The 21,071-nt window shown below is 46.8% G+C and carries 21 protein-coding genes and 5 tRNA genes; 12 read left to right on the top strand and 14 right to left on the bottom strand.

Annotated features, from left to right (window positions below):
* The first annotated feature begins 3 nt into the window (after positions 1–3).
* The 5 genes from E2K74_RS05340 to E2K74_RS05320 are packed head-to-tail and all read left to right on the top strand — an operon-like array spanning position 4 to position 3,376.
* The gene (locus E2K74_RS05340) at positions 4–369 is read left to right on the top strand and encodes a Na+/H+ antiporter subunit C (RefSeq protein WP_151205515.1); all 366 of its coding nucleotides are present in this window, start codon (positions 4–6) and stop codon (positions 367–369) included.
* Positions 369–2,177, top strand: a complete 1,809-nt coding sequence (locus E2K74_RS05335) for a monovalent cation/H+ antiporter subunit D (RefSeq protein WP_151206658.1) — start codon at positions 369–371, stop codon at positions 2,175–2,177. The genes E2K74_RS05340 and E2K74_RS05335 overlap by 1 nt, the downstream gene beginning before the upstream one ends.
* The gene (locus tag E2K74_RS05330; RefSeq protein ID WP_151206657.1) at positions 2,177–2,695 is read left to right on the top strand and encodes a Na+/H+ antiporter subunit E; all 519 of its coding nucleotides are present in this window, start codon (positions 2,177–2,179) and stop codon (positions 2,693–2,695) included. The genes E2K74_RS05335 and E2K74_RS05330 overlap by 1 nt, the downstream gene beginning before the upstream one ends.
* Positions 2,692–2,967, top strand: coding sequence for a monovalent cation/H+ antiporter subunit F (locus E2K74_RS05325; RefSeq protein WP_151204965.1), 276 nt, complete (start codon positions 2,692–2,694; stop codon positions 2,965–2,967). Before E2K74_RS05330 ends, E2K74_RS05325 begins: the two co-directional genes overlap by 4 nt.
* 10 nt (positions 2,968–2,977) lie before the next feature.
* Positions 2,978–3,376 (top strand): Na+/H+ antiporter subunit G, encoded by a 399-nt coding sequence (locus E2K74_RS05320; RefSeq protein ID WP_151204966.1) that lies wholly within the window; start codon positions 2,978–2,980, stop codon positions 3,374–3,376.
* Between the two features lie 83 nt (positions 3,377–3,459).
* Here E2K74_RS05320 and E2K74_RS05315 read toward each other — a convergent pair whose 3' ends face one another.
* The 11 genes from E2K74_RS05315 to tpiA form a co-directional block, all read right to left on the bottom strand.
* On the bottom strand, positions 3,460–3,864 hold the full coding sequence (locus E2K74_RS05315; RefSeq protein WP_151206656.1) for a ribosome-binding factor A: 405 nt from the start codon (positions 3,862–3,864) through the stop codon (positions 3,460–3,462).
* Complete coding sequence (infB, locus tag E2K74_RS05310) at positions 3,864–6,578, bottom strand: translation initiation factor IF-2 (protein ID WP_151206655.1); 2,715 nt, start codon at positions 6,576–6,578, stop codon at positions 3,864–3,866. Before infB ends, E2K74_RS05315 begins: the two co-directional genes overlap by 1 nt.
* 12 nt (positions 6,579–6,590) lie before the next feature.
* Complete coding sequence (nusA, locus tag E2K74_RS05305) at positions 6,591–8,075, bottom strand: transcription termination factor NusA (RefSeq protein WP_151204969.1); 1,485 nt, start codon at positions 8,073–8,075, stop codon at positions 6,591–6,593.
* 35 nt (positions 8,076–8,110) lie between these two features.
* The gene (gene rimP, locus E2K74_RS05300; RefSeq protein WP_151204970.1) at positions 8,111–8,635 is read right to left on the bottom strand and encodes a ribosome maturation factor RimP; all 525 of its coding nucleotides are present in this window, start codon (positions 8,633–8,635) and stop codon (positions 8,111–8,113) included.
* A 223-nt stretch (positions 8,636–8,858) separates the two neighbouring features.
* Positions 8,859–8,935 (bottom strand) — tRNA-Met (locus E2K74_RS05295).
* A gap of 88 nt (positions 8,936–9,023) precedes the next feature.
* Positions 9,024–9,100: transfer RNA gene (locus E2K74_RS05290), tRNA-Met, on the bottom strand.
* Positions 9,101–9,163: 63 nt separating this feature from the next.
* Positions 9,164–9,240 (bottom strand) — tRNA-Met (locus tag E2K74_RS05285).
* Between the two features lie 79 nt (positions 9,241–9,319).
* Positions 9,320–9,396, bottom strand: a tRNA-Met gene (locus E2K74_RS05280).
* A 51-nt stretch (positions 9,397–9,447) separates the two neighbouring features.
* Positions 9,448–9,532 (bottom strand) — tRNA-Leu (locus tag E2K74_RS05275).
* Between the two features lie 53 nt (positions 9,533–9,585).
* Positions 9,586–9,915, bottom strand: a complete 330-nt coding sequence (secG, locus tag E2K74_RS05270; protein WP_151206654.1) for a preprotein translocase subunit SecG — start codon at positions 9,913–9,915, stop codon at positions 9,586–9,588.
* A gap of 13 nt (positions 9,916–9,928) precedes the next feature.
* The gene (tpiA, locus tag E2K74_RS05265) at positions 9,929–10,720 is read right to left on the bottom strand and encodes a triose-phosphate isomerase (protein ID WP_151206653.1); all 792 of its coding nucleotides are present in this window, start codon (positions 10,718–10,720) and stop codon (positions 9,929–9,931) included.
* Between the two features lie 280 nt (positions 10,721–11,000).
* Between tpiA and pilB the strand changes: the two genes are divergently transcribed.
* The 4 genes from pilB to coaE are packed head-to-tail and all read left to right on the top strand — an operon-like array spanning position 11,001 to position 15,447.
* Positions 11,001–12,707 carry a type IV-A pilus assembly ATPase PilB gene (gene pilB / locus E2K74_RS05260; protein WP_151206652.1) on the top strand — a complete coding sequence of 569 codons (1,707 nt, stop codon included), beginning with the start codon at positions 11,001–11,003 and terminating at the stop codon, positions 12,705–12,707.
* A 31-nt stretch (positions 12,708–12,738) separates the two neighbouring features.
* Positions 12,739–13,968: a type II secretion system F family protein gene (locus E2K74_RS05255; protein WP_151204974.1), complete on the top strand. Its 1,230-nt coding sequence runs from the start codon at positions 12,739–12,741 to the stop codon at positions 13,966–13,968.
* Complete coding sequence (locus tag E2K74_RS05250; protein WP_151206651.1) at positions 13,968–14,828, top strand: prepilin peptidase; 861 nt, start codon at positions 13,968–13,970, stop codon at positions 14,826–14,828. Before E2K74_RS05255 ends, E2K74_RS05250 begins: the two co-directional genes overlap by 1 nt.
* A 1-nt stretch (position 14,829) precedes the next feature.
* Entirely contained in the window at positions 14,830–15,447 is a 618-nt protein-coding gene (gene coaE / locus E2K74_RS05245) for a dephospho-CoA kinase (protein ID WP_151206650.1), read from the top strand.
* A 221-nt stretch (positions 15,448–15,668) separates the two neighbouring features.
* Here the strand turns inward: coaE and E2K74_RS05240 are convergent, their stop codons facing one another.
* From E2K74_RS05240 to E2K74_RS05230, 3 genes are all read right to left on the bottom strand, one after another.
* Positions 15,669–16,592 (bottom strand): DMT family transporter, encoded by a 924-nt coding sequence (locus tag E2K74_RS05240; protein WP_151206649.1) that lies wholly within the window; start codon positions 16,590–16,592, stop codon positions 15,669–15,671.
* A 6-nt stretch (positions 16,593–16,598) separates the two neighbouring features.
* Positions 16,599–17,348, bottom strand: a complete 750-nt coding sequence (gene rlmB / locus E2K74_RS05235; RefSeq protein ID WP_151206648.1) for a 23S rRNA (guanosine(2251)-2'-O)-methyltransferase RlmB — start codon at positions 17,346–17,348, stop codon at positions 16,599–16,601.
* 142 nt (positions 17,349–17,490) lie between these two features.
* Complete coding sequence (locus tag E2K74_RS05230) at positions 17,491–17,814, bottom strand: pyrimidine/purine nucleoside phosphorylase (RefSeq protein ID WP_151205572.1); 324 nt, start codon at positions 17,812–17,814, stop codon at positions 17,491–17,493.
* 433 nt (positions 17,815–18,247) lie between these two features.
* Here E2K74_RS05230 and recN point away from each other — a divergent pair, with 433 nt between their 5' ends.
* The 3 genes from recN (at position 18,248) to ruvX (ending at position 21,011) form a co-directional block, all read left to right on the top strand.
* Positions 18,248–19,909, top strand: coding sequence for a DNA repair protein RecN (gene recN / locus E2K74_RS05225; RefSeq protein WP_151206647.1), 1,662 nt, complete (start codon positions 18,248–18,250; stop codon positions 19,907–19,909).
* Between the two features lie 114 nt (positions 19,910–20,023).
* Positions 20,024–20,578: a YqgE/AlgH family protein gene (locus tag E2K74_RS05220; protein ID WP_151205574.1), complete on the top strand. Its 555-nt coding sequence runs from the start codon at positions 20,024–20,026 to the stop codon at positions 20,576–20,578.
* Positions 20,571–21,011 carry a Holliday junction resolvase RuvX gene (ruvX, locus tag E2K74_RS05215; RefSeq protein WP_151206646.1) on the top strand — a complete coding sequence of 147 codons (441 nt, stop codon included), beginning with the start codon at positions 20,571–20,573 and terminating at the stop codon, positions 21,009–21,011. Before E2K74_RS05220 ends, ruvX begins: the two co-directional genes overlap by 8 nt.
* The last annotated feature ends 60 nt before the right edge of the window (positions 21,012–21,071 follow it).

Raw genomic sequence — 21,071 nt, 5'->3', positions numbered from 1 at the left:
AAAATGATTAGCTTAGAACTTTTATTAGCTTCTGCGATCGGTCTGCTCACCGCTACCGGTATTTACTTAATTCTGCGGGCACGTACTTTTCCGGTGGTACTGGGACTGGCCATGATCGGCTATGCCGTGAATATGTTCCTGTTTGCGATGGGACGAATCCAAATGAATTCCCCCGCCGTCTTAACCACTGCCACGGAAGTGACCGATCCTCTGCCTCAGGCACTGGTATTAACGGCCATTGTCATCGGTTTTGCCACGACCGCCTTTATTGTTCAGCTCGCCCTGCGTAGCCGCTACGAATCAGGAACAGACCACGTTGATTCAAAAGAAGAAAGCTTGCAAGTTGATCCACGTGAGGATGAGCCATAATGACTGAATTCCTCAATTTCTGGACTCAACATACCCCGATTTTCAGTATCCTTCTGCCGGCATTTACGGCATTTACTCTACTGCTTTTGGGCAACCCCGGTGCTGGCGCTCTGGCGACCGACTGGCGCCAGCCTTGGCGTCGCGGCATCAGCCATGTTTCCAGCCTGCTCGGCCTGGGGATTGCGATCAGCTATCTGATCAGTAGCAGTCAGGGGGAAATCAGTGTTTATGCCTTAAGTGAATGGTCCGCACCTTTCGGTATTGTTCTTGTGCTGGATCAACTGTCTGCATTGATGCTGGTCATGACCTATGCCCTGGCCGTACCCATAGTCTGGTATGCCAGTCGCGGCTGGGATGCACGCGGACGCTATTTCCATGCCATGGTGCACTTTTTGTTAATGGGCCTGAGTGGTGCATTTCTGACAGGTGACCTGTTTAACCTGTTTGTATTCTTTGAAATTCTGCTTATGGCCTCTTATGTCCTGTTGTTACATGGACAAGGTAAGGCACGTTTCCAGCTGGGCGTACATTATGTCGTCATTAACTTGCTGGCTTCGGCCATGTTCCTGATTGGACTGGGCATGATTTATGGCAGTGTGGGCAGCCTGAATATGGCAGATGTTGCCCGCCTGATTCCCACCTTGGCAGAGGATGAGCATCAACTGGCTGTTGCCGGAGGATTGATGCTGTTCGTGGTCTTCGGCATCAAGGCAGCCATGCTTCCACTTGGCTTCTGGCTGCCCAAAACCTATGCGGTGGCCACCACGCCTGTCGCCGCTTTATTCACCATCATGACCAAAGTCGGGATTTATGCGATTTTGCGTATTAATGGCACCGTTTTTGATGATGAATATAGTCATCAAATTTTAATGAACTGCCTGCTGGTGATTGGTCTGATTACCTCAGTCTACGGGGTGATCTGCGCGATTGGCACAGAACGCTTACGCCGCTTTGTCGGCTTTATGGTGCTCTCTTCAATCGGCACGATTCTGGTGGCAATTGCCATCAATACCACCGAGGCTTGGGCAGCTGCGCTGTATTATACAGTGCACAGTACCTTGATCGGTGCAGCCTTTTATCTGTTGAGTGGCTGGATTACCTCGCAACGGGGCGAATTTAAAGATCATTTTAACATTGCCCCCAAGATGAAACAGCACAAGACTGTCTCTTTGACGTATTTCATTATTGCTCTGATGATGGCAGGCTTACCGCCTTTTAGCGGCTTCTTTGGCAAAGTGTTTATCTTGCAGGCCTCTGCGGATTCACCTTATCAGATGATCATCATCTTTACTATTTTACTGGTGAGCTTGCTGAGCATTCTGGCCTTTACCCGCGTAGGTTTTATCTTGTTCTGGCGTTCCATCCGCCCGGAAGATGATCCGGATTCGCTGGATTTCAGTAAATATGAGGCCCTGCCAAGCAAGGCACCACCACGTAATGATACGGTTATTTATCTGCTTCTGGCTGGCCTGATGGCTTATGTGGTTTTTGCTGCTCCCGTCTATCAGTACAACTATCAGACTGCCATACAGATCAAAAATAATCCCCTGTATGAGACAGCGCTGCTGAAACGTGATGCTGAAGGCCAGTTTATCAGTGTACAGCCATACCGTTCAGATAATCTGCCAGAAACCAAATATGGGGGAGAAGCCGCAGATCCAAATGCGCATTTGATTCCGTATGTGATTTCAGAAGCGACTCTCGAAGGCGAGCATATTTCCAAATTCAAGCAACAGCAGATTAATCAGCAGTATATTGAACAGTACACCCATGATGATAATCAACTCAAACCGGCGGAGGGACCCTAGTGGCTAAATCATTTTCGCAACGCTGGTTCCCCCATCCACTGGTTTCAGTGATTGTCGGGGTCAGCTGGATATTACTGGCACATAATTTCGAGGCAGTAACCCTGCTGAGCGCACTGGTTCTGGGGATCTTTATTCCACGCCTGATTGAACCTTTTATTGACCGTACCCCGAATATTCAGTGGATGCCGGCCATACGCCTGTTTTGGGTGGTGGTCTGGGACATTATTGTGGCCAATATCACTGTCGCCAAACTGGTGCTTGGCCCCACCAAAAACCTGCATCCCAAATGGTTTCGTGTACCTTTGGATACTGAACATGAAGAAGTCAATGCCTTGCTGGCCATGATTATTACCACAACGCCAGGTACGGTAACGGCCGGGATCGATCAGGATCGTGGTGATATCTTGGTACATGCACTCAGTACCCAGGATGAGGCGGCCGAAATTGAAACAATCAAGCAGCGTTATGAACAGCCGCTGATTCAAATTTTTAGTGCGCGCACAGGAGATAAAGCATGACCATTTTGCCCTATGCACTTGCGATCTGCCTCGGTGCAATCACCATTTCGATGTTACTCTGCCTGTTCCGACTGATTATCGGACCTTCTATTGTCGATCGCCTGTTAGCACTGGATACGCTGTTCCTGAACGCGACCTGTCTGGTGGTGATCCTGGGCATCTATTGGAGCAGCACCTTCCTGTTTGAAGGTGCCCTGCTGGTTGCCATGTTGGGCTTTGTTTCCACCGCCGCTCTGGCCAGCTATTTCACCACAGGCCATGTGATCGACTAGGAGTTTGGTTATGAATCTGTTTCTCGAAATTCTGCTGTCAATTTTCTTGCTGATTGGTGCTTTCTTTATGCTGGTTGGCGGCATTGGTCTGGTCCGGCTGCCCGATTTGTTTATGCGCTTACATGCACCCACCAAATCCAGCACCTTGGGACTTGGCAGCTTTCTGATTGGCGCGATTATTTTTTCTGCCATTCATAGCCGTTTTGGTTTTGCAGAAGTTCTGATCACCCTGTTTGCGTTTATTACTGCGCCAGTGTCAGCTAACCTGATGGCTCAGGCCGCATTGCATTTACGTTTACGCTCTATGAGTGGTGAGGTTCCTGAAACGCTGGAACGTCCCCTACCCTGGCAGCGTAGCCGTCGACGTAGCTTTTATCACAAGAATCAAAATAAGCAGGATGAGTTTTAAGCTGCACTCTTCCTTCCATCCAATCATAATTTTGCAATAAAAAAGCCACCCGAAGGTGGCTTTTTTGATCTGCTCAATTGAGCTTATTCATCATCTTTCTTGTCTTCGGCTGGAGGAAGATCCTTCACAGCTTCAGCAATCAGACCAAACATATAGTTGCCATAAGCATTGGTTTTGTCATAGTGAAAACGCAAACGTGGCGTTATACGGGTCTTGATACGACGGCTCAGTTCATGACGCAGGAAACCTGATGCCTTGTTCAGCACATCCAGAGTTTCCTTATTTGCAGCTTCACTTTGCTCATCGCCTAGTTCACGACCCATCACGGTAACATAAACTTCAGCATATCCTAAGTCTGAGCTCACTTTCACAGCCGAGATGGTCACCAGACCACCCAGGCGTGGATCTTTCAGCTCCTGACGAATCAGCTCAGACAACTCGCGCTGTACTGTATCCGCCATACGCTTCAGACGTTGACTACCCGCCATTAAAGACTCCGTTTAATTAACTGGACATCATACACTTCGATCTTGTCGAGTGGTTTGATGTCTTTATAGCCTTTCACCGCAAGACCACATTCCATACCGGCACGAACTTCTTCAACCACTTCTTTATAACGGCGCAGAGATTCAAGCTCGCCCTGGAAGACCACCACGTCATCACGAAGAACACGAATTGGCTTATTACGGTGCAAGACACCCTCAAGCACCATACAACCTGCGGCTGCACCGAATTTGCTTGAGTGGAATACTTCACGTACTTCAGCCACACCCAGAATCGTTTCACGATGTTCAGGCGCAAGCTTACCGCTCATGGCAGCTTTGACATCATCAATCAACTGGTAGATCACGGAGTAGTAACGAATATCGATACTGTCTGCATCGGCCTTCTGGCGCGCACTTGCATCGGCACGCACATTAAAGCCGAGTAATACAGCTTCTGAAGACTCTGCCAGTGTAACGTCAGATTCAGTAATCGCACCCACACCCGAACCGATGATACGGACTTTCACTTCATCTGTTGCAAGTTCAGCCAGAGCCACATGCAACGCTTCTAAAGTACCGCGTACATCTGTTTTCAATACCACATTGACGATCGGCACATCTTTCTTGCCCATAGACGCCATGATATTTTCAAGACGCATAGCAGACTGACGCTCAAGACGTTTCTGACGTTCACGGTCCATACGCGCATCGGCCACTTCACGTGCTTTCTTCTCATCATTCACGACCAGAACTTCGTCACCTGCCATTGGCGCTTCAGGAAGACCCAGGATCTCGACTGGAATCGACGGACCTGCCGATTTAACACGCTGTCCGTTTTCATCAACCATGGCACGAACGCGACCATAAGATGAACCTGCCAGAACCAGATCACCAACTTTCAAGGTACCGTTTTGAACCAGAATAGACGTTACTGCACCACGGCCCTTGTCTACACGTGCTTCAATGACTACCCCTTGCGCTGCACCTTCTTCAGATGCTTTCAACTCCAGGATTTCTGCCTGGATTGAAATCAGGTCAAGTAATTCATCGATACCTGCACCGGTGTGCGCTGAAACCATCGCCACTGGCACGTCACCGCCCCACTGTTCAGGTACGATTTCTTTGGTGGTTAATTCGTTCAGTACGCGGTCCGGATCAGCCGAGTCTTTGTCCATCTTGTTGATGGCAACAATGATTGGCGTACCGGCAGCACGTGCATGATCAATCGCTTCTGCAGTTTGTGGCATAACACCATCATCTGCTGCAACGACCAAGACCACAATATCCGTTGCCTTGGCACCACGTGAACGCATTGCAGTAAATGCTGCGTGTCCAGGAGTATCCAGGAAGGTAATAATGCCTTTATCTGTGGTGACATGGTATGCACCGATATGCTGGGTAATCCCGCCAGCTTCACCCGAAGCTACTTTGGCACGACGAATACGGTCAAGCAGTGAAGTCTTACCATGGTCAACATGACCCATGATGGTAACCACTGGTGGACGCGTAGTTTGTGCACCACGTGCTTCTTCAGCTGCTTCAAGCAGATTATCTTCTGCTTGCGTATCAGATACCAGAACTGGGTGATGCCCCATTTCTTCCACAATCAGCGCGGCAATTTCTTGCTCAATGGCTTGGTTTTGAGTTACCAGCTCACCCATTTTCATGAGTGATTTAATCACTTCGCGTACTTTAACTGCCATTTTTGCAGCCAAGTCAGCAACCACAATCGTTTCACCAATTTCAACATCATAAACCTGTTTTTTAACTGGTTTTTCAAAGCCATGCTTGTTGGCCTGACTGGTTTTTAAACCACGTTTATGCTGGTTATGGCTGAAAGACTGCTCTTCCTGACCACGACGACCACCTTTTTTCGGCGCACGTGCATTCGTCGTGTTACTACCACGTTTAATTTCACGGTCTTCTTTGGCAAAAGAATCCTCATAGGCCTGACCGACTAAACCGGCAGCAAGCGGAGTGTCATCAATCACCCGAATTGTGGCTGTCGTATCTTCAGCAGAATACTTAGAAGCCATTTGACGCATTTGTTCAAGCGTACGCTGTTGTGCTTCTTCAGCTGCTTTACGACGTGCTGCTTCTTCAGTTGCTTTTAGCTGTGCAGCTTGCGCTTCACGAGCTTTTTTCTGCTCTGCTGTTTCAGACGGTTTAACCACTGCCTTCACAATCGGCTTATTGGTCGATTTGCGTTTGACAACGACAGCTGCTTTAGGTGTTTCCTGTTTCTGATTTTCCTGTTTCTGAGCTGCACGCATTGCTTCCAATGCTTTGCTGGCATTGTTCACACCAGATTTTGCTGCTTCAACAGGTTTCTTCACTTGTGCTGTTTTCTGTTCAGCTTGTGCTTTGGCTTGCTGCTCAGCTTGAGCTTTGGCTAAAGCTTCTGCCTTGATTTGTTCCGGATCTGGCTTGACGAATGTATGCTTCTTGCGAACTTCTACATTAATGGTCTTCGCCTTACCTGAAGTACTTGCTACTTTAGCCGTACTGGTTGTTTTACGTTTCAACGTGATTTGTCCTGCATGGCCATCCGAACCTTGTGTCTTTTTCACATGATTCATCAGGCTATCTTGTTGTTCGGCGGTAATAATATCGTCAGCTTTACGTTGTGGTAAACCTGCCTCACGAACCTGCTCTAGGAGCTTCTCAACTGGACGACCCACGCTGAGCGCTAACTCTTTAATCGACTTGTTCGTCATATACTACACCTCCTAGTTAAACCATGATTCGCGCGCTTTCATAATAAGTTGACCTGCTTTTTCGGCATCCAGACCGTCGATATCCGCGATATCATCGGTTGCCTGATCTGCAAGATCATCCACGGTTACCACACCACGAGCTGCGAGAGCCTGCGCGATCTCTGCTGTCATGCCTTCCATTGCAACAAGTTCTTCACTTGGCGCTTGTACGTTTTCTTGCTGTTGTAATGCATCAGCAAGTGCAAGTTCTTTCGCACGGCTTTGCAATAACTCAACCAGCTCAGCATCCAGTTCGATTTCATCAAACGTTTCAGCAGGCACGTAAGCAATTTCTTCAAGCGAGGTGAAGCCCATTTCTACCAGCGCCATCGCCAAATCTTCAGCAATATCCAGACGGGTAACAAACATGTCCAGATATTTTTGTGCTTCGCTTTGTTGACGGGCGTAGTATTCTTCTTCCAGCATCATATCCAGCTTATAGCCAGTCAGTTCTGATGCCAGACGTACGTTTTGACCTTGTGAACCAATCGCACGGGCCAACTGGTCACTGGTTGCAAAAATAATATCGGCAGTATGGGCATCTTCATCGATGACAATACTCGATACATCTGCTGGTTCCAATGCACTTGCGATATATTGCGCAGGATCATCCGACCAAACGACCACATCAATACGCTCGCCATTGAGCTCTTGCTGTACCGCCTGGATACGTGTACCACGCATACCAATACAAGCCCCCACCGGATCAATACGATGGTCATTGGTTTTCACTGCAATTTTAGCACGGACACCCGGCTGGCGGGCTGCGGCCTTAATTTCAATAATTTCTTCCGTGATTTCCGGAATTTCTTTTTTCATCAGTGCGATCAGCATTTCTGGCTTAGCACGTGACAATAAAAGCTGTGCACCACGGCCTTCACGGTTCACATTATAAAGAATTGCATTTACGCGCTGCTTCGGACGCAGAATCTCCTTCGGAATCATTTCTTCACGCGCCAGATAAGCTTCTGCATTGTCACCGAGGTCAATGATAAAGCCATCTTTGGTTTGTTTTTTCACTTCACCATAGATAAGTTCACCGACTTTGGATTCATAAGCATCCGCCACCAATGCGCGTTCTGCTTCACGAATCTTCTGCACAATCACCTGCTTGGCAATCTGCGCGGCAATACGACCGAAATCAATCGATTCAACTTCCAGTTCACGGATGTCACCAATCGACCATTTTGCAGGATCGACATCAGAAATCGCATCCTGGCAAGCCGGCATTTCATGATCTTCATCTGCAACTACTTCCCATTGACGGAAAGTACGATAGTCACCGGTTTTACGGTCAATTTCCACACGAAGACGAGCTTCTTCCGAGTGAGTTCCCTCGTAGAATTTCTTCTTAGTCGCTGCAACCAAAGCTTGTTCTAGCGCTTCAAAAATTGCTTCACGACTTACACCTTTTTCGTTACTAACCGTTTCAACGACGGTAAGAATTTCACGTGCCATAAGTCACCTATTTGTTCAGATTCTTATTGATTTGATTAATCTTGATAAACCAAATTTGCTTTATCGATATTGTGACTGTCGATATCCAAAATCTGCTGTTTTTCTACTTCAACTTGAATCATTTCATTTTCAAGATTGACTGCAACCAGTTTGGCCTGGAATTTACGACGGTTATCGACTGCACTAATCAGACGAAGCGCTACCGTCTGACCGATATAGCCTGACATCTGCTGCAACTCGAAGAAGGGACGATCCCAGCCAGGTGAAGAAACTTCAAGTGAATATTCGCCCGAAATTGGATCATGTACATCCAGTATGGCTCCAACCTGCTGTGTCACACGTACACAATCCTGAACCCCAATACCGCGCCCCTGTTCAACTTCACCATCTTCATTGATCACAGGTTCAGCATTATCCTCAACCGGACGGTCAATATAGATGCGTAATAATGAACGTTTGCCCTGTGGCAGGAACTCAATCCCCCACAGATTTACCTCACAGGCTTCAACTGCGGGTGCAATCAAGTCCTGAAGTGCTTGAGTTTTATTTGATAGCTTCATTTACTCTCGTCATCTGGTGCGAATTTATGATCTATTTGACCACTACAAACCAATACAAACTATAGTAGTAGTGAAACATGGAGATTTGACCAAATAATGTCGACACTACACGATAGCCAATAAAAAAGGGCGTAAATCGCCCCAATTAATGCACAATCCAGATCTTTTTCAAATCCCACTGTGCAAAAAGGCCCACCTTGTTGTGAGCCTCTTTTAAGAAACTTGGTAGCGGGAGCTGGATTTGAACCAACGACCTTCGGGTTATGAGCCCGACGAGCTACCAGACTGCTCCATCCCGCATCAACGTGCAAAAATTATATACAAAAGATGAGAGCTTTTCAATCATAACTGCATCATTCTGCATATTTGTGATCTGTCGCTGAAAAATTGGTAGCGGGAGCTGGATTTGAACCAACGACCTTCGGGTTATGAGCCCGACGAGCTACCAGACTGCTCCATCCCGCATCAGCGTACAAATAACATTCAGCCTAAATAAGACTGCTTTTAAAGTTTGCATCTTTAAAAGATTGGTAGCGGGAGCTGGATTTGAACCAACGACCTTCGGGTTATGAGCCCGACGAGCTACCAGACTGCTCCATCCCGCAACAACACGCAAATTATTTTCTCAACTTAAATCAGATTTAAGCTGCCTTTTAAAAGTTTGCCTCTTTCAAAAGGATTGATTGGTAGCGGGAGCTGGATTTGAACCAACGACCTTCGGGTTATGAGCCCGACGAGCTACCAGACTGCTCCATCCCGCATCAACAGAAGTTTTGCTGCACACCACCAACCTATATTCTGGATTCATAAGTTGGTGCGGAGGGGGGGACTTGAACCCCCACGCCCTAAAGCACTACCACCTCAAGGTAGCGTGTCTACCAATTCCACCACCACCGCAGCTGTGACGCATTCTAGTCGCATCACCGGAAAAAAGAAAGGTTTAATTCAGATTATTCGGTTTCTTGGGATGCAGTTGGTGAAGTTTCAACCGGTTGTGCCGGAGCAGCTGGAACCGATTGCACCGAGGACAAACTGTAGGCATCGGTTGTTTGTTTCTTGGCGAAAATCGCCAGGGTGATGCTGGTAACAAAGAATAGCGCTGTAAAAACAGCAGTTAAACGAGTCAGAAAATTACCAGAACCTGAGGCACCAAAGATCGTCGCTGCACCACCGCCGCCAAACGAGGCACCAGCATCCGCACCTTTACCATGCTGAACCAAAATCAAGACAATCATCAAAATCGCTAAGATAATATGTACTACCAGCACAAAAGTTTGCATGCTGAACTCCTCATTATTGTGTATTTGCAAATGCTTGAGCAATTTGAAGGAATGACTCAGCATTGAGTGATGCACCACCCACCAATGCCCCGTTGATATCCGGGCAGGTTGCTAACTCTACTGCATTTTCCGGTTTTACACTACCACCATATAAGATCGCAATTGTTTCGCCATAACCGGTAATCTGGCTTAAGCCCTGACGGATTTGCGCATGCATGGCCTGCGCATCCTGTGGAGAAGCAGTTTTCCCGGTGCCAATCGCCCAGATCGGCTCATAGGCAATAACGATGCGTTTCCACTGCTCGGCTTCGACCACTGCTGCAATATCACAAATCTGCTGCAATACTACTGCTTCGGCCTGCCCTGCCTCACGCTGTTCCAGACTTTCACCGACACAGTAAATCACGGTAAGTCCAGCATTCAGGGCATTTTTTATTTTGGCCTTTAAAATCTCGACTGTATCTGCAAACAGCTCACGACGCTCAGAATGACCCACCAGTACATACCCGATGTTGCTGTCTGCCAGCAATTCGGCACTGACTTCACCGGTATAAGCCCCAGTACCTGGAATGCGTGATACATCTTGGGCAACTGTATACACTGCACGATTGGCTGTAGACAGCTGTGCCTGAATTTGAGTCAGCGCAATCGAAATCGGTGCTACTCCGAGATGACATTGCGCTTCAGCAATCGGCGCAATTTCCAGTAATTCCGTCATACTACGAACTAGAGCACATGCATCTGCCTGAACCGGGTTCATTTTCCAGTTCCCCACCACCCACGGGATAATCGCCGAAACCGACATAAACAACCTATTTTACTGACATATCTTGAGTTGGGCCCATTCTACACGGAATTGGAAAATTTAAAGAATAGTTTTATTGAGCAGATTTTTCACTTTTGGCGCTTCCAAATGGTTATTTTTTGTTATCAGGTAAAAAAACGCCGGCTTCTTCCGACCAGTTCAAAGTTTTAGTGAATAGTAAGAAGATGACAGCACTCTCAGCTATGGTATTTTTATACAACAAACGTATAATTTCAAAGATAGCAAATTAAAAAAATTGAACTAATAGGCATATTGAAGCATGACAGTATTACAGGGGACCCCGAGATTTACGGGGTTTATTCGTCGCTTAGTCGATGAAGGTGCCTTATCGGCTGAAGAGATGCGGACTGCTTTGGACAAGGCCAAGCAGGAAAAAACGGATATCGTGGCGTATTTGATCGGCCACTATAATCTTTCTCCAACGACAATTGCCGAAACAATTTCAGTTGAATTTGCCGAGCCTTTATTTGATCTGGGAGCGTATGATCCTGGACAAATTTTACGTGAAGAAATTGATGAAAAATTAATTACCAAACACCGGGTTCTGCCAATTTTTAAGAGTGCCAATATCCTTTATATTGCCACCAGTAACCCGACCAATATTGAAGCCATTGATGCAATCCGCTTTGCCACCAAACTGAATATTGAAAGTATTATTGTTGAATACAATAAACTGGAAAAACTGATCGAACAGAATTTCACCGAAGAAAGCACGTTTGATTTTGATGACAGTTTTGATCTCGATCTTGATGTCGAAGGCAGTGAAATCTCAGACGAAGAAGACCAGGAAAAAGGCGAAGAAGCTCCTATTGTTAAATATATTAACAAATTGCTGATTGATGCGATCCGGATGGGTGCATCGGATCTGCATTTTGAGCCTTATGAAAAGATATACCGGGTTCGTTACCGAGTCGATGGGGTGCTGCGTCAAATTGCCACGCCACCTTTGCAATTAGCTAACCGTTTAGCCTCCCGCTTAAAAGTCATGTCACAAATGGATATTTCTGAAAAGCGTATTCCCCAAGATGGCCGTATCAAATTAAAACTCTCCAAAAATAAAGCAATCGACTTCCGTGTGAACTCACTGCCTACCCTGTTTGGGGAAAAACTGGTACTGCGTATTCTGGATCCGTCCAGTGCAATGCTGGGAATTGATGCCTTGGGTTATGAGCCTGAACAGAAAGCCCTGTTTATGGCGGCCTTGGAGAAACCTCAAGGCATGCTATTGATTACCGGTCCTACCGGTTCGGGTAAAACCGTTTCCCTGTATACCGGCCTGAATATCCTGAACCGTGAAGATACCAATATTTCAACGGCCGAAGATCCGGTCGAGATTAACCTGCAAGGGATTAACCAGGTCAACGTCAACAACAAGGTCGGCCTGACCTTTTCCGCTGCACTTAAATCCTTCCTGCGTCAGGACCCGGATATTGTCATGGTCGGTGAGATTCGTGATCTGGAAACGGCCGAAATTGCCATCAAGGCGGCACAAACCGGACATATGGTCATGTCCACACTGCACACCAACAGTGCACCGGAAACCCTGACTCGTTTACGTAATATGGGAGTTCCTTCTTTTAATATTGCAACTTCAGTCAACCTAGTCATTGCCCAGCGTCTGGCCCGTCGCCTATGCGCACAATGTAAAAAACCAGCCGATATTCCCAAGCAGAGCCTCTTGGAGATGGGCTTTACCGAAGAAGATCTCCAACACCCGGAATTTCAGATTTATGAACCGGTTGGCTGCAATGAATGTCGAGAAGGCTATAAAGGTCGTGTCGGCATTTATGAAGTTATGAAAGTAACACCAGAAATTTCAAGAATTATTATGGAAGATGGCAATGCAATTGAAATTGCTCAGGCTTCTGCACATGCAGGTTTTAACAACTTACGTCGATCAGGTTTAATGAAGGTTATGCAGGGGGTGACCTCCTTACAGGAAGTCAATCGTGTAACCAGCGAATGATCAGATGCAAATATAAAATAAGGATAAACATATGGCGGCAGTAAAAAAAGGCCAGATGATGCCCGTCTTCAGTTATGAAGGCATTGATCGCAAAGGGGTGAAGATCAAGGGGGAATTACCGGCACGCAATATGGCGCTGGCGAAAGTCAACTTGAGAAAACAAGGCATCAGCATCAAGACTATTCGACAGAAGAGAAAAAATATTCTTGAAGGCTTGATGAAAAAACGGGTCAGCACCCTGGATATCACGATTTTTACCCGGCAGCTGGCGACCATGATGAAAGCGGGTGTACCGTTGGTTCAAGGCTTTGAAATCGTGGCAGAAGGACTAGAAAATCCCGCTATGCGTGAAGTTGTGCTCGGCATTAAAGGAGAGGTCGAAGGCGGTAATACCTTTGCAGGTGCCTTACGTAAATATCCACAATATTTTGACAATCTGTTCTGTTCGCTGGTGGAATCCGGTGAGCAGTCGGGTGCTCTGGAAACCATGCTCGACCGTGTCGCCATCTATAAAGAAAAGAGCGAGCTGCTAAAGCAGAAGATTAAAAAGGCCATGAAATATCCCATTGCAGTCATCGTTGTTGCTGTAATCGTGACTATTATTCTAATGGTTAAGGTCGTACCGGTCTTCCAGGAATTATTCTCATCTTTTGGCGCCGATTTGCCTGCCTTTACCAAGATGGTGGTGAATATGTCAGAGTGGATGCAGAAGTATTGGTTCCTGATGATTATTGCCATTGCAGTTGCTATTACCGCATTTCTGGAAGCCAAGAAACGCAGTAAAAAATTCCGGGACTTTCTGGATAAAGCTGCACTCAAGGCACCGATTTTTGGTGACCTGGTTTATAAAGCGATTATTGCCCGTTATAGCCGTACCTTGTCGACGACTTTTGCTGCCGGTGTTCCACTGATTGATGCATTAGAATCGACAGCTGGAGCGACTAATAATGTGGTCTACGAAGACGCAGTTATGAAAATTCGCGAAGATGTCGCAACCGGGCAGCAGCTGCAATTTGCCATGCGTGTGACTGACAAGTTTCCTTCTATGGCCGTACAAATGGTCGCAATTGGTGAAGAGTCAGGTGCCCTGGATGCCATGCTGGATAAAGTGGCAACCCACTATGAAAATGAAGTCGATAATGCTGTCGATGGTCTTACTTCCATGATGGAGCCCCTGATTATGGCCATTCTGGGTGTGCTGGTCGGTGGTCTGGTGATTGCCATGTATCTTCCAATCTTCCAAATGGGCTCTGTGGTTTAATGCAAGACCTTATTTTTTATTTTTCCCACAATCCGACTGCGCTTTATCTCGCAGTTGGGCTTTTTAGTCTCTGTATCGGCAGTTTTTTAAATGTGGTGATCTATCGCACGCCAAAAATGATGGAACAGGAGTGGCGTACTGACTGTCAGCTGTTCCTGCATCCTGATCAGCCCCTCATTGATGAAAGTAAAATCACCCTCAGCAAACCCGCCTCAACCTGTCCACAATGTCAGACGCCAATTCGCTGGTATCAAAATATTCCAGTGATGAGCTGGATATTATTGCGTGGTAAATGTGGTAACTGCAAACATCCAATCAGTATTCGCTATCCTTTCATAGAACTGTTAACTGCGACTTGTGCACTGATCGTTGTGGCAGTATTTGGTCCTACCCTACAGATGCTCTTTGGCCTGGTATTAACCTATGTGCTGATTACCCTGACTTTTATTGATTTTGATACCCAACTCTTACCCGACCGTTACACCCTGCCACTGGCGGCGCTGGGGCTCGGGATTAATAGTTATGCCATCTATACCTCCGCAAGTTCGGCAATCTGGGGTTATATTCTGGGCTTTTTATGTTTGTGGGTGGTGTATTACCTGTTTAAAGTGGTGACGGGCAAGGAAGGCATGGGCTATGGAGACTTTAAGCTGCTGGCAGCTTTAGGCGCCTGGATGGGTCCCCTGCTTTTGCCGCTGATTGTGTTATTGTCTTCTTTGGTCGGGGCAATTATCGGGATTATTCTGCTCAAGATCCGTAAAGAAAATCAGCCCTTTGCTTTTGGTCCTTATCTTGCCATTGCTGGCTGGATCGCCTTTTTATGGGGCGAACAGATCATACACATTTATTTAGGTCAGTAAATTGAAATTTGTACTCGGTTTAACCGGCGGTATAGGCAGCGGAAAATCTGCTGCCAGCCAGTGGTTTGATGCGCAAGGTATTGCTGTTGTGGATGCCGACATTGTGGCCCGTGAAGTTGTCGACATTGGCCAACCGGCACTGTTACAAATTCAGCAGGCCTTTGGAGACTGGGTCCTGTTTGGAGATGGCTCACTCAATCGCCGTGCTTTACGCGAACACATTTTTCAATCGCCTGAAGCACGAAAAACGCTGGAAAATATTACGCACCCTGCAATTCGCAGCTCGATTATTCAACAGTTACACGCAGCACAGAGCCCTTATGTGATTCTGGTCTCACCGCTGCTGTTTGAAACCAATCAGCATGAACTGACCCAGCGCAACTTATTGATTGATGCTTCAATTGAGCTGCAAATCGAGCGGGCATCGCAACGCGATGGACAGAATGTAGAACAGATTCAACAGATTATTGCAGCACAAATGTCTCGTGAACAGAAACGTGCCATGGCTGACGATATTGTATTGAATGATGGTGAGCTTGAACATCTGTATGCCCACCTGATGCCATTGCATGAAAAATATCTAAACATGGCAGCTGAAAACCAGGAGCCCAATCTTTAGATCATACAACTAGAATACAACCGCAGCCTTCCCCGCAGCCCACTGCCGCGCTCAGGAACTTAGACCTAAGCTGCTGAATTTCTATAACGTTATCATCCTATTTTTCTTTATCTATGAAGGATTTAACCGATATAGCTTAGCTATAGACTCAACCCTAGATTTTAAGTCCAGCTTTAATCTCTTCCATAGTGAAAAGCAGGTTAAGATAAAAACAGATCTCGTTAGGCCTGCTTTTTCTGTTCTGCCAGTTTTTGACTGAGGCTATCTTTGTGGGTAAACCAGCGCCAGGGCTGTAATGCACCTATCGCCATCCCGATCAGGCCACACACCATGGCCAGGCTGAGTGGTTCATTTAATAGGGGTACAGCCAAAATTGCAGCAATAAATGGCGCCAGATTGGTAATGCTTCCTGCCTTAAATGCCCCAAGACGCTTAATGGCTTCTACATAGCTTAAGGTCGCAATCATCACCACAAATATCCCATGAAAAATGGTCTGGAACAACAAATGCTGGGGTTCTGGCACACTTAAATGTTTAGGTAAAAAGAGCAGGTAAACCGGCACATACACCACCGCTGACCAGATCGTGACACCGCTCATTGCCTGCCAGGCGGTAAGCTGATATTTACGCAATAACACGGTAAAAATTGCCCAGAGGATGGCACTGATAAAAAACAGAAAATCCCCTAGCCCGAATGCCACTCCAGTCTCCTGATACATCAAGGTGCTCATCACACACAGCACAATAACCATAATGATCAGACTGGCCCAGGTATGCTTATCAAAAGCTTGCCCCATCAGCAAAAAGGCCATGATTGCCGTACAAATCGGAATACAGCCATTCAGAAAAATTGCCGCATGCGCAGTGGGCGCATAATGAAAGGCACTATAGGCAAACAGGCAGTAAACAACCCCACCGATCATTGCCAGTATAAAAGGCTCTTTTTTTAATAAAAAGCCCGCCTCTTTGCGGTACAACAAGATCGGCATCAGGATCAGAAAAGCCAGAGAAAAGCGCAGTGCAACTATATCCCAGGCACTGATCTGCCAAACTGCATTCAGGCGGGCGGTCAAGGTAAAACCGCCCCAGATACACATGGTCGTAATTAAAAAGAAATAACCTTGTGTGCGAGTCGATAAGGCCATGAGTAATTAAATATTACGCTGACGGCAGGCTTCATACAGCGCCATCCCAGTTGCCACACTGACATTCAGACTTTGTAAATTGCCAGCCATCGGGATATACACCGTCTGATCACATTGGCTTTGGGTAATAGGACGCAGGCCGGTATCCTCCGCTCCCATGACGATACATACTGCGGTTCCGGTGAAATCAAAATTCTGGATTGGCAACGCTTTTTCATCCAGCATGGTGCCAACTACACGCACATTAAACTCATCTTTGATTTGACCCAAACTGCGCGCCAGATTGGTGACCTGAATAAATTTCACCTTTTCCGCCCCACCTGCAGCGACTTTACGTGCAGTTGGCGTCAGACTGGCTGAACGGTCACGTGGCACAATCACAGCCGCTACGCCCATTGCAGCCGCAGTACGGATACAGGCACCCAGATTGTGCGGATCTGTAACCTGATCGAGAGCCAGCAGCAAGGCTTGGTTATTTTCCTTGAGCAACTGCTCCAGATCTTTTTCATTCAAGGTCGGATGTGGACGTACCGCTGCCACCACCCCTTGGTGAAAAGGCAGACCTGCCAGTTTTTCCAGCTTGTCACGACTGGCCTGCTGGATACTTACTCCAAACGGCTCAGCCAGCTCCAGCACCCGCTTCAAGCGCTGGTCATCACGACCTTTCAGCGTAAAAAGCGTCAAGACACGTTCAGGCTCCAGCTCCAGCAATGACTCTACTGAATGTACGCCATAATAATACTCAGGTTTAGCCATGAACGACCTCGAAATCAGTGAAGAAAAAGACAAAAAAAGAAAAATCCTGCAAAGCCAACTTCACAGGATTTCCATATCACGCCTAGTTTAACTGATTCAAATGAAAATTTCTTGATCGGTTACAGCTCATCTTGCGGTGTATTTAGCCTTCAAAATGGCAAACATAGTCCAGCACATCATCTGTTTCAATCTTGAAGCGGCTGTTGCCGGCTACATAGAAAGACTGACCCGCGCGAAATAGCTCTTTTTCTTCACTGTCGCCGATCTGCACGCGGCATTCACCTGAAATGATTTCCATGCGCTCAGGGACATGCGTTTCAAATGTTAATGCATTTTCTGAAGGTAAAATTACCCCTAAGGTTTTTTTGGTGCCATCTTCAAACTGCACCACATGGCTGATGCATAGTCCGCCAAAATACACATTTGATTTTTTAAGTACAGATACATGATCAAACTGCGCTGACATGCGATTTCTCCAGATAAAGCATTTTGTAATATTTTGATTGTTGTAGTTTAAATGTGCCCCTACAACTAATCAATCAAAGTTTGTCGGACTTGAATGAAATTCTTCAGCCCTCGGAGGCTGCCTGTGCCATTGACAATTTTATTGCAGTAAATTCCCGCTCAACCGGTGATTTTCCCCCTCATTAAGCAGCCTCCGCATTCACTTCAGGCCCTAAATTAAGTTTTCTTCATGTCAAATATATGAAAAAAATTAATAAGTTTCTGCAGTCAAATCTGAAGATGCAGAACAACACGATCAAATAAGCGTGTATTAGTCACTAAAATTTAAGATAGAATGAAAGCGATCTATCCTGATTTATAATAACAGCCGTGTTGCTATAGTAGAGCAACCTACTTGCTATTTCATTCAAACTTTTCGCAGCCCGGATGCGTTTATGCTGACACATTTAACTCTGATCAATTTTGCTTTGGCCGAGCATCTTGCTATTGATATTAAACAAGGTTTTAACGTTCTTACTGGCGAGACCGGCGCAGGAAAATCCTTATTACTGGATGCCTTGTCGGCCTGCCTGGGTGAGCGAACCGACACCAATTATGTGCGGTATGGCGCAGAAAAAGCAGATGTAACCGCCACCTTTAGCTATCAGGAAAACAGCCCTGAGGCAATCTGGTTAAAAGAGCATGAACTAGATGATGAGTCAGGCGAAATCCATTTACGCCGGGTGATTTTTGCCACCGGTCGCAGTAAGGCCTGGATTAATGGCCGTCCCAGCAGCCTGTCTGAGCTCAAAGAAATTGGCCGTTTGCTGGTACAACTTTACAGCCAGCATAGCCAGCAGCAATTACTGGAACCACCTTATCCTAAACACTGGCTAGACCGTTACAGCAATTTCTATGCGCCTGCTCAGGAGGTACGGGATGCCTACAGCAGCTGGCAAAAAAATATCCGGCAACATCAGGCAGCTCTAGATGCCCAGGCAACGCGTAAGCAGCGCATGGAAACGCTGGAGTTACAACTCGAAGAGCTCGAAGAAGTCATCCAGACGGATTATCAGGAAATTGAACAGGAATTTGACCGTCTCTCACACCATGAAGCTATTATGCAGGATTGTGTCTACAGCCTGACTGGCCTGGATGAAGGCGAACAGAATATTTCTCAGGAACTGGCTTCAATTTTACGGCGGATGGAAACCCATGCTGGCCGCAGTGAACAGCTCTCTGACATATATACCTCTTTACTGAATGCGCAAAGTGAACTCGAAGATGCGACGGCGAATTTACGCCAGTTTATGGATCGGCAAAGTTTTGATCCAGCGCGGATGGAAGAATTAAACCTCCAGCTGGAAGTGTTTCACCGTTTAGCACGTAAATACCGCACCCAGCCTGAGCTGCTCAAAGAAGAGTATGAAACCTGGCAGGCCGAGCTGGAACAGTTGCATCAGCTGGAAGATCCGGAAACTCTGGCGGAGCAGGTCGAAGTCTCTTATCAGGAGTTCCTGAACAAAGCCCAGCATCTGGATCAGATTCGCCGTGAGGCGGCTGAACCCCTGGCAAAAAAACTGACCGAGCAAGTCAAGCTGCTGGCTTTGCCGGAGGCACATTTTGAATTTAAGTTTGAGCCTTTAGAGCACCCCTCCAGTGAAGGCCTGAGCTTTATCCAGCTCTTGTTTACTGCCAACAAAGGCATTCCGGCCCAACCTTTGGCACGGGTCGCTTCAGGTGGTGAACTGTCGCGTATTGCCTTGGTCATGCAGGTGATGAATGCCGAAAAAACTGAAGCCGAAGTACTGGTCTTTGATGAAATTGATGTCGGCATTAGTGGTGGAACCGCAGAAGTGGTGGGACGTTTACTGGCTGATCTGGCACAACATGTACAAATTCTGTGTATTACCCATCAGGCACAGGTAGCAGCACAATCTGACCAGCATCTGCTGGTGAAAAAGCGTCAGACCAATCCGGCCAGCAGTACAATTATCGACCTAAAAGAAGATGATATTATTCAAGAGCTTGCTAGAATGACTGGCGGTGTGGAAATTAATGAAACCACCTTGCAGCATGCACGGCAGTTACGGCAGTTAAAGTTTCAGCAGGTTTAAGAAATGACGGTCATCACAAAAAACAGTTGGTGAATTGACAAAGCTCTAGTAACGTAATAATGAATATCATAGGATTTCTCTGCAAAGAAATTGATTTCAAGGAGAATTGCTCAGGTGACTAAACAATATCTGGCTCATCGTTGTCTGATTGCTCCCCCCCATGCAAATGACGATTTTTTTGCCCATACCGTAATTTATCTGGCCCGCCACGATGAAGATGGCGCACAGGGGATTATTATTAATCGACCGACGGGTATTCAGATTAAAGAATTGCTGAATGATCTGGATATAGAAGCGGATAACGTCAACCCGCATGAAGTACTGCAAGGTGGACCTTTACGCCCTGAAGCCGGTTTTGTTCTGCATACCGGCCAGCCAACCTGGCACTCTTCAATTGCTGTGGGAGAAAATGTCTGCATTACCACCTCCAAAGATATTCTAGATGCCATTGCGCATAATGAAGGTGTAGGCCGTTACCAGATTGCACTCGGTTATGCGAGCTGGGGCAAGCATCAGCTGGAAGAAGAAATTGCGCGTGGTGACTGGCTAATTTGCGATTCCGATATGGATCTGATTTTTGATCTGCCCTATGACGACCGTTGGGATGCAGCTTATAAAAAGATCGGTGTAGATCGTAGCTGGTTTTCTTCCGAGATTGGCCATGCCTGATTTAGCATCTCAAACCATTATGGCCTTTGATTTTGGTACCCAAAAAATGGGCATGGCTGCAGGTCAGTCCCTGATTGAAAGTGCCCATCCCCTGCCTTTATTTCCAATGAAAGACGGCATTCCCGACTGGGCAGCCTTATTAAACATTGTAAAAACCCATCAACCGCATCTTTTTCTGGTGGGTCTACCTTTAAATATGGATGACAGCGAGTCCGAGCTGTCGATACGCGCACGCAAATTTGCCCGCCGTTTACGTCATCAGACCAATATTCAGACCTTGATGGTCGATGAGCGCCTCACCACTCGCGAAGCACGGGATGAACTGGATCATTACCAGGCGCAGGGTCGCGGCAAGAAACTGTCGGCAGACAGCATTGCAGCTGCCTTGCTGATTGAGAGCTGGTATCGTCATCCAGCTGGAATTCAACCTTAAGTCCTCATCATGGTGTCCGGTAGATAGTTCCATACCGGGCACAGTGCCCAATTATCTGCA

The organism is Acinetobacter sp. RF15B (assembly GCF_007558235.1).
Lineage (GTDB): Bacteria > Pseudomonadota > Gammaproteobacteria > Pseudomonadales > Moraxellaceae > Acinetobacter > Acinetobacter lwoffii_C.
Note: the sequence above shows the minus strand (reverse complement) of the source record. Positions and strands in the feature narration are given on the sequence as shown.